The sequence below is a fragment of the Streptomyces sp. adm13(2018) genome (genome assembly GCF_008042145.1).
GTDB lineage: Bacteria > Actinomycetota > Actinomycetes > Streptomycetales > Streptomycetaceae > Streptomyces.
In genome coordinates this window covers 1078269-1094466 of the sequence record NZ_RDBH01000129.1, presented here as the reverse complement: position 1 = coordinate 1094466, position 16198 = coordinate 1078269, and the positions used below count along the sequence as shown (strand labels likewise).

Annotated in this window: 14 protein-coding genes; all 14 read right to left on the bottom strand. The window is 71.2% G+C overall.

What is annotated here, in order from left to right:
• Positions 1–79: 79 nt before the first annotated feature.
• Positions 80–1210: a DivIVA domain-containing protein gene (locus tag EAO70_RS21640; protein WP_148004505.1), complete on the bottom strand. Its 1131-nt coding sequence runs from the start codon at positions 1208–1210 to the stop codon at positions 80–82.
• 55 nt (positions 1211–1265) lie between these two features.
• Complete coding sequence (locus EAO70_RS21635; protein ID WP_148004504.1) at positions 1266–1556, bottom strand: YggT family protein; 291 nt, start codon at positions 1554–1556, stop codon at positions 1266–1268.
• Positions 1557–1637: 81 nt separating this feature from the next.
• Complete coding sequence (locus tag EAO70_RS21630; protein WP_030314526.1) at positions 1638–2261, bottom strand: cell division protein SepF; 624 nt, start codon at positions 2259–2261, stop codon at positions 1638–1640.
• Positions 2262–2399: 138 nt separating this feature from the next.
• Entirely contained in the window at positions 2400–3119 is a 720-nt protein-coding gene (locus EAO70_RS21625) for a YggS family pyridoxal phosphate-dependent enzyme (protein WP_148004503.1), read from the bottom strand.
• Between the two features lie 8 nt (positions 3120–3127).
• Positions 3128–3856 carry a peptidoglycan editing factor PgeF gene (pgeF, locus tag EAO70_RS21620; protein WP_148004502.1) on the bottom strand — a complete coding sequence of 243 codons (729 nt, stop codon included), beginning with the start codon at positions 3854–3856 and terminating at the stop codon, positions 3128–3130.
• A complete protein-coding gene (gene ftsZ, locus EAO70_RS21615) occupies positions 3853–5070 on the bottom strand; it encodes a cell division protein FtsZ (protein ID WP_148004501.1) in 1218 nt (405 codons plus the stop codon). Before ftsZ ends, pgeF begins: the two co-directional genes overlap by 4 nt.
• Positions 5071–5348: 278 nt before the next feature.
• The gene (locus tag EAO70_RS21605; protein ID WP_148004500.1) at positions 5349–6164 is read right to left on the bottom strand and encodes a cell division protein FtsQ/DivIB; all 816 of its coding nucleotides are present in this window, start codon (positions 6162–6164) and stop codon (positions 5349–5351) included.
• Positions 6165–6192: 28 nt separating this feature from the next.
• Positions 6193–7287, bottom strand: a complete 1095-nt coding sequence (murG, locus tag EAO70_RS21600; protein WP_030314515.1) for an undecaprenyldiphospho-muramoylpentapeptide beta-N-acetylglucosaminyltransferase — start codon at positions 7285–7287, stop codon at positions 6193–6195.
• Positions 7288–7293: 6 nt separating this feature from the next.
• Positions 7294–8634, bottom strand: coding sequence for a putative lipid II flippase FtsW (gene ftsW / locus EAO70_RS21595; protein ID WP_148004499.1), 1341 nt, complete (start codon positions 8632–8634; stop codon positions 7294–7296).
• A 55-nt stretch (positions 8635–8689) separates the two neighbouring features.
• Positions 8690–10129 (bottom strand): UDP-N-acetylmuramoyl-L-alanine--D-glutamate ligase, encoded by a 1440-nt coding sequence (gene murD / locus EAO70_RS21590; protein WP_148004498.1) that lies wholly within the window; start codon positions 10127–10129, stop codon positions 8690–8692.
• The gene (gene mraY / locus EAO70_RS21585; RefSeq protein ID WP_148004497.1) at positions 10111–11181 is read right to left on the bottom strand and encodes a phospho-N-acetylmuramoyl-pentapeptide-transferase; all 1071 of its coding nucleotides are present in this window, start codon (positions 11179–11181) and stop codon (positions 10111–10113) included. Before mraY ends, murD begins: the two co-directional genes overlap by 19 nt.
• Positions 11178–12602 (bottom strand): UDP-N-acetylmuramoyl-tripeptide--D-alanyl-D-alanine ligase, encoded by a 1425-nt coding sequence (murF, locus tag EAO70_RS21580; RefSeq protein WP_148004496.1) that lies wholly within the window; start codon positions 12600–12602, stop codon positions 11178–11180. The genes mraY and murF overlap by 4 nt, the downstream gene beginning before the upstream one ends.
• A gap of 4 nt (positions 12603–12606) precedes the next feature.
• Positions 12607–14295: a UDP-N-acetylmuramoyl-L-alanyl-D-glutamate--2,6-diaminopimelate ligase gene (locus tag EAO70_RS21575; protein WP_148004495.1), complete on the bottom strand. Its 1689-nt coding sequence runs from the start codon at positions 14293–14295 to the stop codon at positions 12607–12609.
• Between the two features lie 16 nt (positions 14296–14311).
• A partial coding sequence (locus EAO70_RS21570; RefSeq protein WP_187283977.1) for a peptidoglycan D,D-transpeptidase FtsI family protein occupies positions 14312–16198 on the bottom strand: 1887 nt, incomplete at its 5' end.

Sequence of the window (16198 nt, the reverse complement as noted above, 5' to 3'; positions counted from 1 at the left end):
AAGGGCCGGGCCCCGGTTTCCCGGGGCCCGGCCCTTCAGCCTGCCGACGGCTACGCGCTCATCGCGCGTCGACCCGCCGTCAGTTGTCGTCCTCGTCGATCAGGAAGCCACGCATCGGCGCCGGCGCCTGCTGCATCGGCTGCGGCGCCTGCGGGCGGACCGGAGCCATCGGCTGGGTCATCGCCGGCGACATCTGCTGCTGGCCGCCGTAGGACGGGGCGCCGCCCATGGACGGACCCCCACCCATCGCGCCGTTCCCGTAGGACGGCGCACCCGCGCCGGCCGAGGCCATCGACGGGGCCGGCGGCAGCGAGGCCGCGGCCGGGGTGCGCGGCGGGGCGAGCGAGTCGTCGGCCTGGGTCTCCAGCTGACGCAGCTGCGACTCCAGGTACGACTTCAGACGCGTGCGGTACTCGCGCTCGAAGCCGCGCAGGTCCTCGACCTTGCGCTCCAGCGTGGCGCGGGCGGACTCCAGGGAGCCCATCGCGACACGGTGCTTCTCCTGCGCGTCCCGCTCAAGAGCGTCCGCCTTGGCGCGGGCGTCCCGCTCCAGGCCCTCGGCGCGCGAACGCGCCTCGCCGACGATCTTGTTGGCCTCGGAGCGGGCCTCGGCGATCGCCTGGTCGGCGGTCTGCTGGGCCAGCGAGAGGACACGCGCGGCGCTGTCGCCACCGGGACCCTGCTGCGGCTGCTGCATCTGCGGCGGCATCTGCTGCTGCATCTGCTGCTGGTGACCCATGGGGCCGCCCTGCATCGGACCGCCCTGCATGGGGCCACCCTGCATCGGGCCACCCTGCATGGGACCGCCCTGCATCGGACCGCCCTGCATGGGACCGCCCTGCATCGGGCCACCCTGCATCGGACCGGCGGGAAGCTGCGGGGCACCGGACGGAAGCTGCGGCGGGCCCATCTGCGGCGGCTGCTGCTGGACCGGCGGTCCGGATATGGCGGCGGGCACAGGCGCGCCGGGACCGACGGGACGATCCTGCTGCTCCGGGGGCTTGCGCATGCCCTGCTGCTGCTGGTTCTGCGCGGCGGCGCGCGTCGCGGCGGCCAGCTTGGCGCGCAGGTCCTCGTTCTCGCGGAGCAGGCGGGTCAGCTCGGACTCGACCTCGTCGAGGAAGGCATCGACCTCGTCCTCGTCATAGCCTTCTCGGAGGCGGACGGTCGTGAACTGCTTGTTCCGCACGTCCTCGGGGGTCAGCGGCATCTCTTCTTCACCTCTACGTAGTCGTCGGCAGTCGGCAAGACCGTATCGTCCACATTCACCTCGCGAAGTTGCTCACGATGGAGATCAGGATGTAGACGATGATCATCAGAACGAAGAAGGACAGGTCGAGTGCCACGCCCCCGAGACGCAGCGGCGGGATGAGTCGCCGCAGAAGCTTGAGCGGTGGATCGGTGACAGTGTAGGTGGCCTCAAGGACGACCACCATCGCCTTACCGGGTTGCCATGAACGGGCGAACTGGAAGACGTAGTCCATGACAAGTCGGACGATGAGGAGGACGAGGAAGCACATCAGCACGATGTAGACCACCTGTAGTGCGACGCCCATCCCGCGTTTCCCTCTCCCCTGACCTACGTGCTCTCACTTGTTCCGGCCGCTTCGCGGCCGGTCCGTCCGGTTCTCGTGTTCTCAGCTCTGGTTGAAGAATCCGCCCTCTGCGATCCGGGCCTTGTCCTCCGCCGTGACATCGACGTTAGCAGGCGACAACAGGAACACCTTCTGCGTCACGCGCTCAATGCTGCCATGGAGCCCGAAGACGAGTCCGGCGGCAAAGTCGACAAGTCGCTTCGCGTCCGTGTCGTCCATCTCCGTGAGGTTCATGATCACCGGAGTGCCCTCACGGAAGTGTTCCCCGATGGTACGGGCCTCGTTGTAGGTCCGGGGGTGCAGCGTGGTGATGCGGTAGGGCTCCCGCTCGGACACGACCTTGGGCATGATCACGGGTGCGTTCTTCTCCATGCTGGGGCGTTCGGGTGTGATGGATGCCACGGGGGCGATTCGGGCCGGACGTCCGCTTTCGGCGAGTACGGGGACAGAATGGGACATCGGCTCACGGGGGGCCGGGGGCTGCACCACACGTACCGGTTCCTCGCGCTCCACCTGTCGCGGGGGCGCGATGTGGCGCCGGTCGCGCTCGGGCTCCGGCTCCAGCTCGGGTTCGAAGTCGTCGTCGGGGTCGAAGCCCCGGCCGTCGTACCCATCGTCCTCCACGAGGCCGAGGTAGACCGCCATCTTGCGCATCGCGCCGGCCATTCTCTGAGTCCTCCGCTCTGTGGTGGATCGCCATGCTGGCCCATGTCGCAGCGTCACCGAGTGCCCGCGATCCACGGGTCGTCCCGCTGTTCGCGGAATGACCATATTTTCTGCTGTGGTCCGACTTGCTTCGCGACGTTACCCGAGCTTCGGGCGGACTCCGAGTACCGCCGTACCGACGCGTACGTGTGTCGCCCCGGCAGCGACGGCCTCTTCGAGGTCCGCACTCATCCCTGCTGACACCATGTTCGCAGCCGGACGGGTCGCGCGCAGGGCAGTCGACAAATCCATCAGCCGGTCGAAGGCGGCGCGTTGCCGTCCCGCGTACGGACCGGCGAGCGGCGCCACGGTCATGAGCCCGTCGAGCCGCAGGCCCGGGGCGGCGTCCACGGCGGCCGCCAACTCCTCGATCCCGTCGGGTGCGACGCCGCCGCGGTCGCCCCGCTCGCCGGACTCGGCGTCGAGCGCGACCTGGAGGAGGCAGCCGAGTTCGCGGCCCTCCTTCTCCGCGGCCGCGGAGAGCGAGGTGACGAGCTTCAAGCGGTCGACGGACTGCACCACATCGGCATAACCCAGCACGGATCGGACCTTGTTGGTCTGCAACTGACCCACGAAGTGCCAGGTCAGATCAAGGTCGGTACAGGCCGCCGCCTTCGGGGCGGCGTCCTGGTCCCGGTTCTCGGCGACGTGCCGTACGCCCAGTCCGTGGAGGATTCTCACGTCGCTCGCGGGATAGGTCTTGGTGACCACGATGAGCGTCACCTCCTCCCGCGGGCGCCCGGCCGCGGCGCAGGCGGCGGCGATGCGCGCCTCCACCCGGGCCAGGTTCTCGGCGAGTTCCGACGTGCGGTCCGTCATGTCTCTTCTCAGTCCAACCAGACATATCCCGCGAGTCGCCCCGTGGTGCGATCGCGGCGGTACGAGTAGTGGTCACCGGATTCCCGGGTGCAGACCGCGCTGGCCTGCCGGTCCGTGACGCCGAGCCGTTCGAGCTGGGCGAGGACTCCGGCGGTGACGTCGACGGCCGGGGTGCCCCAGCTCGTCTCGGCCCGGGCGGCCGGCTCGACCGCGGCGACCTCGGCCCGCATGGCCTCCGGCACCTCGTAGCAGCGCCCGCAGACGGCGGGGCCGGTGCGGGCGACGATACGGGCGGGCTCGGCACCCAGTTCGATCATGGCCGCCACGGCGGCGGGCACGACGCCCGCGACCATGCCGGGCCGCCCGGCGTGGGCCGCGGCGGCCACTCCGGCGACCGGGTCGGCGAGGAGGACGGGAACGCAGTCCGCGGTGAGGACGGCGAGGGCGAGTCCGCGCCGCGAGGTGACCAGGCCGTCCACCGACGGGATCCCGTCGGTGCCCCACGGCCCCCGTACCTCGGCGACGTCCGCGCCGTGCACCTGGTTCATCCAGACCACGGCGGCGGGGTCGAGCCCGAGGGCGCCGGCCGCGAGCGCCCGGTTGGTCCGCACCGCCTCGGCGCTGTCCCCCACCGCGCCGCCGAGGTTGAGCTCCTCGTACGGAACGGCGCTCACCCCGCCCCACCGGTCGGTGAAGGCGAAGTGCGCGCCGTTCGCGTCGAAGCGCTGTCCTATCACTTCAGGAAGTCCGGGACGTCCAGCTCCTCGGCCTGGCTGTCCGCGTACGGGCGGGCCGGCGGGACGACCGGAGGAGCCGGCGACAGCGGGGCCTCGGCGACCGCGGGCGCGGGCTCGGCCGGAGCCTGGACCGGCGGCTCCTCGCGCGGGGCGACCGTGCCGAGGCCGCCCAGCGGGCGGGGGGTCTCGACGTGGCGGGGCGCCGGGGCCGGCTCCTCGCGCTTGGCGGAGACCGAGCCGATGATGTTGTCCCGGCGGGCAGGCGGCTGGCCACCGTCGAAGCCGGCCGCGATCACGGTGACCCGGACCTCGTCACCGAGGGCGTCGTCGATGACGGCACCGAAGATGATGTTGGCCTCCGGGTGGGCGGCCTCGCTGACCAGCTGCGCGGCCTCGTTGATCTCGAAGAGACCGAGGTCGCTGCCACCCGAGATGGAGAGCAGCACGCCGCGGGCGCCGTCGATGGAGGCCTCCAGGAGCGGCGAGGAGATCGCCATCTCCGCCGCCGCCACCGCGCGGTCGTCGCCGCGGGCGGAGCCGATGCCCATGAGCGCCGAACCGGCCTCGGACATGACCGACTTGACGTCGGCGAAGTCGAGGTTGATCAGGCCCGGGGTGGTGATGAGGTCGGTGATGCCCTGCACACCGCTCAGCAGCACCTGGTCGGCCGACTTGAAGGCGTCGAGCACGGAGACCTGACGGTCCGAGATCGAGAGCAGTCGGTCGTTCGGGATGACGATGAGGGTGTCGACCTCTTCGCGGAGCTCGGCGATGCCGTCCTCCGCCTGGTTCGCGCGGCGCCGGCCCTCGAAGGTGAACGGCCTGGTGACCACACCGATCGTCAGGGCGCCGAGCGAGCGCGCGATGTTGGCGACGACGGGTGCGCCGCCGGTGCCGGTGCCGCCGCCTTCTCCGGCGGTGACGAAGACCATGTCGGCCCCCTTGAGGACCTCCTCGATCTCCTCACGGTGGTCCTCTGCCGCCTTGCGACCGACGGCCGGGTTCGCCCCGGCCCCGAGGCCACGGGTGAGTTCACGGCCGACGTCGAGCTTGACGTCGGCGTCGCTCATCAACAGCGCTTGCGCGTCGGTGTTGATCGCGATGAACTCGACGCCCTTGAGACCGACCTCGATCATTCGGTTGATGGCATTGACACCACCGCCGCCGACACCGATGACCTTGATGACTGCGAGGTAGTTCTGCGGTGCTGCCACGTCGAAGGCCTCTCGCCTCGAGTTACGTGTCGTCGCTGCGCGGTTGGTCGCGCGGCTCCGACGGATGCCGATTGGGACGGTCCGAAACGCCGACCCAAACCCTAACGTTGAAGTTTAGGGTTACCAGTGTCTCTGTTCGCTGGACTCTTCCGAACAGGACACTAAGTCGACAAGTGGCGCACGTTCAACGAACACGCCGAACCTCCCGTTTTTCTTTTCACCCTATGTGATCACCCGTAGCGCTGGCCAACCAGGGTGCTGGCCAGGGGTGATACCCGTCAACTCCCGGACGAGGCGGGCTCCGTGGGGGCACTTACATCGAAGTGCCCCGCTTTGGGAGTCGCCTTCAGGAGCGCGGTGAGGACACGGGCCTTGACGGGGCCGTGTTCGCCGCTGCCCCAGAAGACGGTGCGCCCCCGGGTCAGCTCCAGAGTGACGGAGTCGTACGAGGTGACGCGCACGACACGAGTGTCCCGGGCGATTTCCGCCGGGAGTTCACCCCGGACGCGCACCGCCTCGCGGAGCAGCCGGTCCGCGCCGAAGCGGCGCAGACTGGGCGAGGAGGCGCTGTCGAGGACGAGCCGGGGGATCCCGCGGGGCGCGGTGTCCACGGTGGCGAACCGCATTCCGGTTGCGTCGACTTCGATGAACCTCCCGCCCTTCTCGATCAGGAGAACGGGCTTCCGTTCCGTCACCTTCAGTCCGATTCCGTGCGGCCAGGAGCGGACGACGTCCACCGACTCGATCCGCGGGAAACCCCTGCGCAGACGCGCCTCGATGGCCTCGGTGTCCACGGAGACGAGCGGGGCGCCCATCGGGACGGCGGCGACCGCCTCGATCTCCCCCGGGGCCAGGACCGAGGTTCCGGAAGTCTTCACACGTTCCACACGGAACCAGTTCGAGCCGTAGAGCGCCCAGAGGCCGCCGGCGGTGAGCAGCAGGACCGCGAGGGCGAGGAGGAGCACCCGGGTGGGGGGTACCCGGAACCTGCGGTTCCGGGTACCCCCGCGGGACGGACCGTCCGACGCGCCCCTCGACGACCTCTTCGACTCGCTCGCGCCGCTCTTCTCCGCGGTCGTCGGTCCGGCTGCCACGGTGCGTCTCCTGCCCTCAGCCGCCGCGCTACGCCTGCCGGCGCGCGGCGATCGCCTCGTACACCATGCCGACGAGCAGGTCGTCGGCGTCCCGGCGGCCGAACTCGGCGGCGGCGCGGGACATCTCGTACAACCGGTGCGGATCGGCCAGTACGGGCAGGACGTTGCCCTGCACCCACTGCGGCGACAGCTCCGCGTCGTCGACGAGGAGTCCGCCGCCGGCCTTGACCACCGGCTGGGCGTTGAGCCGCTGTTCGCCGTTGCCGATCGGCAGCGGTACGTACGCGGCGGGCAGCCCGACGGCGGAGAGCTCGGCGACGGTCATGGCGCCCGCGCGGCAGAGCATCATGTCGGCCGCGGCGTAGGCGAGATCCATCCGGTCCACGTACGGTACCGGCACATAGGGCGGCATCCCGGGCATGTTGTCCACGCGCGGCATTTCGTTCTTCGGGCCGACCGCGTGCAGGATCTGGATGCCGGAGCGCTGGAGCACCGGGGCGATCTGCTGAATCACCTCGTTGAGCCGCCGGGCGCCCTGGGAGCCGCCCGAGACGAGCAGCGTCGGCAGGTTGGGGTCGAGCCCGAACGCGGCCCGCGCCTCGGGTCGCACCCGTGCCCGGTCGAGGGTCGCGATGGTGTGCCGCAGCGGGATGCCGATGTAGCGGGCGTTGCGGAGCTTGCTGTCCGGGGTGGCGACGGCGACCCCGGCCGCGTACCGCGAACCGATCTTGTTGGCCAGGCCGGGCCGGGCGTTGGCCTCGTGGACCACGATGGGCACCCCGAGGCGCTTGGCCGCCAGATAGCCCGGCAGGGCCACGTAGCCGCCGAAGCCGACCACGCAGTCCGCCTTGGTGCGCTCCAGGATCTGCTCGGCCGCCTTGATGGTGCCGCGCAGCCGCCCGGGAACGGTGATCAGCTCGGGGGTGGGCTTGCGGGGCAGCGGTACGGCCGGGATGAGGGCCAACTCGTAGCCCCGCTCGGGCACGAGCCGGGTCTCCAGACCCTTCTCCGTGCCGAGCGCCGTGATTCCCACGCTGGGGTCCTGCCTCCGCAGGGCGTCCGCGAGGGCCAGCGCGGGCTCGATGTGGCCGGCGGTCCCCCCGCCGGCGAGTACGACATGCACCGAAATTCACCGCTCTCCGGACGGGCGCTTCTTGACGCGCCGTCGCATCGACTTCCATCTCACCCCGACCCGCTTGCCCCATCCGGGGCGGCGCATGGCCAGGGCCGCTTTCGCGGCGGGTTCCTGTCGCGCGAAGGCGATGAGGAGCCCGACGGCGAACATGGTCGGCAGCAGGGCCGACCCACCGTAGGAGAACAGCGGGAGCGGGACACCGGCGATCGGCAGCAGACCGAGCACCGCACCGATGTTGATCACGGCCTGCGCCGTGATCCAGGTGGTCACACCTCCCGCGGCGAACCTCACGAAGGGGTCCTCCGTGCCTCCGGCCACGCGGATACCCGCATAGCCTAGAGCCGCGAACAGGGCGAGTACCGACAGCGTCCCCGCGAGGCCCAGTTCCTCACCGGTGACCGCGAAGATGAAGTCGGTGTGCGCTTCGGGCAGTTGGCCCCATTTCTCGACGCTCGCACCGAGTCCGGAACCGAACCAGCCACCCGACGCCAGAGCATAGATCCCGTGCGCCGCCTGCAGGCAGGGGGCTCCCTCGCCGCCGGGGTCGGAAGCGCCGATGCACTGGAACCGGTCCATGCGGTGCGGGCTCGTCCTGATGAGCAGCGCCCCGAGGGCGCCCGCCACCACGAGCACCCCGACGAAGAGCCGGGTGGGCGCTCCGGCGGTCCACAGCAGTCCGAAGAGGATCGCGGTGAGGATGATCGCGGTGCCCATGTCGCCGCCGAGCATGATCAGCCCCAGCAGCATGAACGCGCCCGGGACCAGCGGCACCAGCATGTGCTTCCACTGCGTCAGCAGCCGCATGTCGTTCTTGCGGGCGAGCAGGTCGGCGCCCCAGAGGATCAGCCCGAGCTTGCCGAACTCGCTGGGCTGGAGCATGAAGGGGCCGCCGAGCGAGATCCAGTTCTGGTTGCCTCCGACGGAGTGCCCTATCCCCGGGATCTGCACGAGGACCATCAGGAAGACCGCGCCGACCAGGATGGGGTAGGCGAGGGCCCGGTGGAGCTTCACGGGCATCCGGGAGGCGATCAGGAGCAGTCCGGCGCCCAGGAGGGCGGCGAAGAACTGCTTCCGGAAGAAGTACGAGGGCACCAGCTCGTAGCGGAGCGCCGTGATCATCGAGGCGGAGTAGACCATCACGAGGCCCAGGGCGGTGATGAGCATGCCCGCGCCGATGATCACGTAGTAGGCCGTCAGGGGTCGGTCCCAGGCCCTCCTGGCCCGCTCGTGGAGCCGCCGCAGCCCCCCGCCCCGGGAGCGCCCCGGGGATGGCGCGGGCCGCCCTCCGCCGCGTACGGCGGAGGGCCCGCGTGTCCCTGCGATCTYGCTCGGCATGGTCGCTGCCCCCTCCGGTCGTGCCCGGTCCCGCCGGACCCTGCCGCGGGTCGGGTCAGGCGTCCCCGGTGGCCGCGAGGGCGCGGACCGCGTCCGCGAAGGCCTCGCCGCGCTTGTTGTAGTTGGTGAACATGTCCATCGAGGCACAGGCCGGGGCGAGGAGCACCGTGTCCCCCGCGCGGGCGAGCCGGGTCGCCTCGCGGACCGCCTCGGACATCGCCCCAGTGTCGGTCCGGTCGAGGTCGACCACCGGTACCTGCGGGGCGTGTCGCGCCAGGGCTTCGCGGATCAGGGCCCGGTCGGCGCCGATCAGCACGGCCCCGCGGAGGCGCTGCGCCGACTTCTGGACGAGCTCGTCGAAGGTCGCGCCCTTGGCCAGGCCGCCGGCGATCCAGACGATCGGGTCGTAGGCGGCCAACGAGGCCTCGGCGGCGTGGGTGTTGGTGGCCTTGGAGTCGTCGACGTACGCGATCCCCCCGACCTCCTCGACCAGTTCGATGCGGTGCGGGTCGGGCCGGAAGGCCGTCAGTCCGTCGCGTACGGCCTTGGCGTCGACACCGAAGGCGCGGGCCAGGGCCGCGGCGGCCAGCGCGTTGGCGATGTTGTGCGGGGCCGGCGGCTGGACGTCGGCGACCTCGGCGAGCTCCTGGGCGTTCTTCTGCCGGTTCTCGACGAAGGCCCGGTCGACGAGGAGTCCCTCGACGACGCCGAGTTCGGACGGGCCGGGGGTGCCGAGGGTGAAGCCGATGGCCCGGCAGCCCTCCTCGACGTCGGCCTCGCGGACCAGGTCCTCGGTCGCCTTGTCGGCGACGTTGTAGACGCAGGCGACCTGGTTGCCCTCGTAGATCCGGCCCTTGTCGGCGGCGTACGCCTCCATGGAGCCGTGCCAGTCGAGGTGGTCGGGCGCCAGGTTGAGCACGGCGCCCGAGTGGACGCGGACGGACGGCGCCCAGTGGAGCTGGTAGCTGGAGAGTTCGACGGCGAGCACGTCGTACTCCTCGTCGCCGAGGACGGCGTCGAGGAGCGAGACGCCGATGTTGCCGACGGCGGCGGTCCGCAGGCCGGCCGCCTCCAGGATCGAGGCGAGCATCCGCACGGTCGTGGTCTTGCCGTTGGTGCCGGTGACCGCGAGCCAGGGGGCCGCTCCGGGGCCGCGCAGGCGCCAGGCCAGCTCGACGTCGCCCCAGATCTCCACGCCCGCCTCGGCGGCCGCCGCGAAGAGCGGCTTGTCGGGCCGCCAGCCCGGGGTGGTGACGATCAGCTCGGTGCCGGACGGCAGGGTGGCCCCGTCGCCGAGGCGGACGGTGATGCCCTCCGCCCCGAGTTCCGCGGCCTGGGCCCGGGAGCGCTCGTCGTCGCCGTCGTTGACGACGGTCACGTGCGCGCCGAGGCCGTGCAGGACGCGGGCGGCCGGGATGCCGGAGACGCCGAGTCCCGCGACGGTGACCTTCTTGCCGTGCCAGTCGAGCCGTTCCGTCACTTGTCCGCTGCCCATCCCGCGTAGAAGAGGCCCAGGCCCACGATCACGCACATGCCCTGGATGATCCAGAACCGGACGACGACCAGGACTTCGGACCATCCCTTGAGTTCGAAGTGGTGCTGGAGTGGCGCCATCCGGAACACGCGCCTGCCGGTCATCTTGAACGAGCCGACCTGGATGACCACGGACATGGTGATCAGCACGAACAGGCCGCCGAGCAGGGCCAGCAGGAGCTCCGTGCGGGAGCAGATGGCGAGACCGGCGAGGGCGCCGCCGAGGGCGAGCGAGCCGGTGTCACCCATGAAGATCTTGGCGGGCGAGGTGTTCCACCACAGGAAGCCGAAGCAGGCTCCCATGAGCGCGGAGGCGACGACCGCGAGGTCGAGCGGGTCGCGCACCTCGAAGCAGGCGTTGGGGTTCGTCAGGGTCATGGCGTTCGCACAGGACTCCTGGAACTGCCAGAGCCCGATGAAGGTGTACGCGCCGAAGACCATCACCGAGGCGCCGGTGGCCAGGCCGTCCAGACCGTCCGTCAGGTTCACGCCGTTGGACATGGCCAGGATCATGAAGAGCGCCCAGACCACGAACAGCACCGGGCCGATGGTCCAGCCGAAGTCCGTGATGAAGGAGAGCTTCTCGGAGGCAGGGGTGAGCCCGCGCGAGTCGGAGAACTGGAGCGCGAGCACCGCGAAGGCGATGCCCACGATCAGCTGGCCGGCCATCTTCGCCTTGGCCCGCAGACCGAGCGACCGCTGCTTGACGATCTTGATGTAGTCGTCGAGGAAGCCGACCAGGCCCATCCCCGCCATCAGGAAGAGGACGAGCAGGCCGGAGTACGAGACGGGCTCACCGGTGATGACCTTGGCCAGCGCGTACGCGATGAGCGTGGCCAGGATGAAGGAGATGCCGCCCATGGTGGGCGTGCCCTTCTTCCCGGCGTGGCCGCGCGGGCCGTCGTCGCGGATGAACTGCCCGTACCCCTTGCGGGCGAGGAGCTTGATGAGCAGCGGGGTGCCGATCAGGGTCAGGAAGAGCCCGATGGCCCCCGCGAAGAGGATCTGCCTCATCGGACGGCACCCTCGCCCTCGGTGTCGAGGAGCGCCAGGGCGACCTGTTCCAGACCGACCGACCTGGAAGCCTTCACCAGGACGACATCCCCCGGCCGCAGCTCACTGCGCAACAGATCGACAGCCGCCTGCGCGTCGGACACGTGCACCGACTCCTCACCCCACGAACCCTCGTTATATGCGCCCAGTTGCAGCCAGGACGCTTCCCTGTCCCCGACCGCGACGAGCTTGCTGACGTTGAGCCGGACGGCGAGCCGTCCGACCGCGTCGTGCTCGACGAGCGATGCGTCACCGAGCTCGGCCATCTTGCCGAGCACCGCCCACGTACGACCCCCTCGGGCCTGTGCGGCCCTGCCCATGGCCGCGAGCGCGCGCAGGGCGGCTCGCATGGACTCGGGGTTCGCGTTGTAGGCGTCGTTGACGATCGTCACGCCGTCCGGACGCTCGGTGACCTCCATGCGCCAGCGCGACAGGGTGCCGGCCTCGGAGAGCGCGGTGGCGATCTCCTCGACAGGCATGCCCAGCTCGTGCGCGACGGCGGCCGCTGCGAGCGCGTTCGACACGTGGTGCTCACCGTACAGGCGCAAGGTCACGTCGCTGCACCCGGTGGGTGTGTGAAGCCGGAAAGAAGGCTGTCCGGACGCGGTGAGGTGGACGTTCTCGGCACGTACGGCCGCTTCGTCCGCTTCGCCGAAGAGGGTCACGCGGGCCTTGGTGCGGCTCGCCATCGCGCGGACGAGGGGGTCGTCGGCGTTGAGGACCGCGACTCCTCCCTCGGCCTCGGTCGGGAGCGACTCGACCATCTCGCCCTTCGCGATGGCGATCTGCTCCCGGCCGCCGAACTCGCCGATGTGGGCGGAGCCCACGTTGAGGACGAGGCCGATGCGGGGCGGAGTGAGGGTGGTGAGGTAGCGGATGTGCCCGATGCCGCGGGCGCCCATCTCCAGGACCAGGTGCCGGGTCTCGTCGGTCGCGGTGAGCGCCGTGAGCGGCAGGCCGATCTCGTTGTTGAGCGAGCCGGGCGTCCACACGGTGGGCGCGTGCCGGTCGAGGACCTGGGCGATCAGGTCCTTGGTGGACGTCTTTCCGGCCGATCCGGTGAGCGCGACGACATCGGTGCCGAGCCGTTCGACGACGGCTCGGGCGAGGGCCCCGAGCGCCGCCTGGACGTCCTCGACGACGATCGCGGGCACGCCGACGGGGCGCGCGGAGAGGACGGCCGTCGCTCCCGCCGCGACGGCGCGTTCCGCGTAGTCGTGTCCGTCGACGTGCTCACCGGCGAAGGCCGCGAAGAGACTGCCGGCCCGCACCTCGCGGGAGTCGATGACGACGGGCCCGGTGATCCGGGCGTCCGGATCCGGTATGTCGTGCGCCTGCCCGCCGACGATTTCGGCGATCTCGGCGAGGGAGAGGGCGATCACTGCTTCATCCCTGACTGTTCTGGTGGCTTGCTGTTCCGCTCGGTGCGGAACCCCGGGTGTGCGAGCGGTCGGCGATGGCCTCGCGCAGGACCTGGCGGTCGTCGAAGGGGCGTACGACCCCGGCGATCTCCTGGCCCTGCTCGTGGCCCTTGCCCGCGACGAGGACGGTGTCGCCCGGCTGGGCGCGGGCGACGGCGGCCGCGACGGCCGCGGCGCGGTCGGCGAGGACGAGCACCTCGCCGCGGTCCTCCGCGGGCACCTCGGCGGCGCCCGCGAGCATGGCGGCGAGGATCTTGAGCGGATCCTCGGAGCGCGGGTTGTCGGAGGTCAGGACGGCGGTGTCGGCGAGCCGGGCCGCGGCGGCGCCCATCGGGCCGCGCTTGGTGGTGTCCCGGTCGCCGCCGCAGCCGATGACCACGTGCAGTCGGCCCTCGGTGACCTCGCGCAGGGAGCGCAGCACGGATTCGACGGCGTCCGTCTTGTGCGCGTAGTCGACGACGGCGAGGTACGGCTGGCCGGCGTCCACCCGCTCCAGCCGGCCCGGCACGCCGGGGACGGCGGCGACGCCCTCGGCGGCCTGCTTGGGGTCGATGCCCGCGCTGGCGAGGGTGGCGATGGCGGCCAGGGTATTGGCGACGTTGAACGGTCCGGGCAGCGGGGCGGTGGCGGAGATCCGCTCCCCCGCGGGTCCGACGGCGGTGAACGTCGAGTCGTGGGAGCCGAGGACGATGTCCTCGGCGCGCCAGTCGGCTTCGGCGCGGCCCTCGGCGGAGAAGGTGACGACCGGGACGGTCGCCTCGCCGACGAGCCTGCGGCCGTACGCGTCGTCGAGGTTGACCACGCCGAGGCGGCTGCGCTCGGGCGTGAACAGGCCGGCCTTCGCCCGGAAGTAGTCCTCCATGTCGGAGTGGAACTCCATGTGCTCCGGGCTGAGGTTGTTGAAGACGGCGACGTCGAAGACGCAGCCGTCGACCCGGCCGAGCACGAGGGCGTGGCTGGAGACCTCCATGGCGACCGCGTCGACGCCGCGTTCGCGCATGACCGCGAAGAGCGCCTGGAGGTCGGTGGCCTCCGGGGTGGTGCGCTCGGACTTGATGCGCTCGTCGCCGATCCGCATCTCGACGGTGCCGACGAGCCCGGTGTGGTGTCCGGAGCCGCGCAGTCCGCCCTCGACGAGGTAGGCGGTGGTGGTCTTGCCGGAGGTGCCGGTGATGCCGATCTGGAGGAGGTCGGCGCCGGGCCGTCCGTAGATCCGGGCGGCGAGTTCGCCCATCCGGCCGCGCGGGTTCTCCACGACCAGGACCGGCAGGCCGGTGGCGGCGGCGCGTTCGGCGCCCGTCGGGTCGGTGAGGATCGCGGCGGCGCCGAGTCCGGCGGCCTGGGCGACGTAGTCGGCGCCGTGGGCGCGGGCCCCGGGCAGGGCCGCGTAGACGTCGCCCGGCCGCACGGCCCGGGAGTCGTGGGTGATGCCCGAGATCTCGGCGGCCTGCGGGATGTCGGCCCCCAGCAGCGCGGCCAGGTCGCCCAGGGGTGTCGGGCGGGCCTGCTCCGGCCGGGGCGGGGCGGTTCGGTACTGATCAGCGTGTGGCACGGCGGTGAGCGTACCGGGCGTACCCGGCGGGGGGCCAAAAGAGCCCGGGGCCTCGCCGGAGTTCGATTTCCGGTTCCCGGAATGGGGGGTGATCGTTGTCACTGGTGCTCCCGGAGTGTCACGGGGTGGGTTCGAAGGTGACCGGCAGTCGGGCGGGGTCGCTGCCGGTCGGGGCGACGCGGAGGGTCTTGAGGGCGAACTCCATGACCTTCTTGTAGATGGGTCCGCAGATCTGGCCGCCGAAGTAGCTGCCCTTGGTGGGGTTCTGGATGGCGCAGTAGACGGTGACCCGGGGGGCGTCGGCGGGGGCGAAGCCCGCGAAGGAGGCGGTGTAGCCCTTGTAGCGGCCGAGTTCGGGGTCGACGCGGTTGGCGGTGCCGGTCTTGCCGGCGACGCGGTAGCCGGGGATGGCGGCCCTGGTGCCGGTGCCCTCCCGGTCGTCGACGACGGACTCCAGCATCTGGGCCAGGGTCTTGGCGGTCCGTTCGCTGACGACGCGGGTCTCCGCGGGCTTGTCCGCCGGGGTGAAGCGCCCGTCGGGTCCGTTGGTGCCGCGGATCAGGGTGGGCTCGACGCGTACGCCTCCGTTGGCGATGGTCGAGTACACGGAGGCGGCCTGCATGGCGTTCACGGAGAGGCCCTGGCCGAAGGGGATCGTGTACTGCTGCGAGGTGGACCAGTCCTGCGGCTTGGCCAGGATGCCGGCGGTCTCGCCGGGGTAGTCCAGGCCGGTGGGGCTGCCGATGCCGAACCTGCGCAGGTAGGTGTGGAGGACCTTGTTCGACTCGGCCTGGGTGGCGCCGAGCTGGCCGGTGGCCAGGATGGTGCCGATGTTGCTGGACTTGGCGAGGACGCCGTTCAGCGTCAGGTACCAGGTGGGGTGGTCGATGTCGTCCTTGAAGAGCCGGTCGCCGCGGTGGAGCCGGTTGGGGACGGTGACGTGGGTGCCGGGGGCCGCCTTGCCCTCCTCCAGGACGGCGGCCATGGACATGACCTTGCTGGTGGAGCCGGGCTCGTAGGCGTCCTGGAGGGACGCGTTGCCCATGGCGGCGGAGTTGGCGGCGGAGAGGTCGTTGGGGTCGAAGCCGGGGGCGTTGGCCATGGCGAGGACCTCACCGGTCTTCGTGTCCTGCACGACGACGTAGCCCCGGTCGGCCTTGGAGGTGGCCACCTGCTCGGTGATGGCCTGCTGGGCGGCCCACTGGATGTCCCGGTCGATGGTCAGCTCGATGTCGGAGCCGGGGACGGCGGGGGTGCCCTGGGAGCCCGCGGTGGGCACCTGGCGGCCGCCGGACTGGGTGAAGCGGATCTTGCCGTCCTTGCCGGCGAGTTCGGGGTCGAGCATCGACTCCACGCCGCCCGCGCCCTTGCCCTCGGCGTTGACGTAACCCAGTATTCCGGCGGCGAGTTCGCCGTTCGGGTAGACGCGCTTGGTGCTGGGCTCGCTGAGGATGCCGCCGAGGAGGTTGACGCCGGTGCCGCCGGCGGAGCGCTGGGCCTTCTGGCCGTAGACGCGCCGCAGGTCCTTGATCTGGTTCCAGACCTGCGGGGTCTGCTTGCGGGCCAGGAGGGTGTACCGGGACTTGGGGGTGCGGAGCTTCTTCGCGATCTCCGCGGGCTCCTTGCCGAGGAGCGGGGCGAGGAGCGCGGCGGCCTGCTCGGGCGCGTCCGCGACCTTGGACACCTCGGGCGTGAACAGCTGCGGGTCGGCGGTGATGTCGTACGCGTCGACGCTGGCGGCGAGCGCGATGCCGTTGCGGTCGGTGATCTCGCCGCGCTCGGCGGACAGCGTGTACTCCTGGAAGCGGTACTTGTCCGCCTTGGCCGCGTACGCGCCGGCGTCGACGGCCTGGACCTGGAGCAGCCGCACCACGAAGGCCGTCATGACCAGCGTCAGGCCGAGCGAGACCAGCCGCAGCCGGGGCCGGGGGCTGCCGAGCCGGATGGTGCGCGGCCGGCGGGCAGGCGGCCGTGGCGCGGTTCGCTTCGCGGCCGGGCGCGGGGC

What these genes read in the sequence shown, in the direction of transcription:
- EAO70_RS21640 (WP_148004505.1), bottom strand. Translation starts at nt 1,210, where the DNA reads ATGCCGCTGACCCCCGAGGACGTGCGGAACAAGCAGTTCACGACCGTC.
- EAO70_RS21635 (WP_148004504.1), bottom strand. Translation starts at nt 1,556, where the DNA reads ATGGGCGTCGCACTACAGGTGGTCTACATCGTGCTGATGTGCTTCCTC.
- EAO70_RS21630 (WP_030314526.1), bottom strand. Translation starts at nt 2,261, where the DNA reads ATGGCCGGCGCGATGCGCAAGATGGCGGTCTACCTCGGCCTCGTGGAG.
- EAO70_RS21625 (WP_148004503.1), bottom strand. Translation starts at nt 3,119, where the DNA reads ATGACGGACCGCACGTCGGAACTCGCCGAGAACCTGGCCCGGGTGGAG.
- murD (WP_148004498.1), bottom strand. Translation starts at nt 10,129, where the DNA reads ATGGGCAGCGGACAAGTGACGGAACGGCTCGACTGGCACGGCAAGAAG.
- mraY (WP_148004497.1), bottom strand. Translation starts at nt 11,181, where the DNA reads ATGAGGCAGATCCTCTTCGCGGGGGCCATCGGGCTCTTCCTGACCCTG.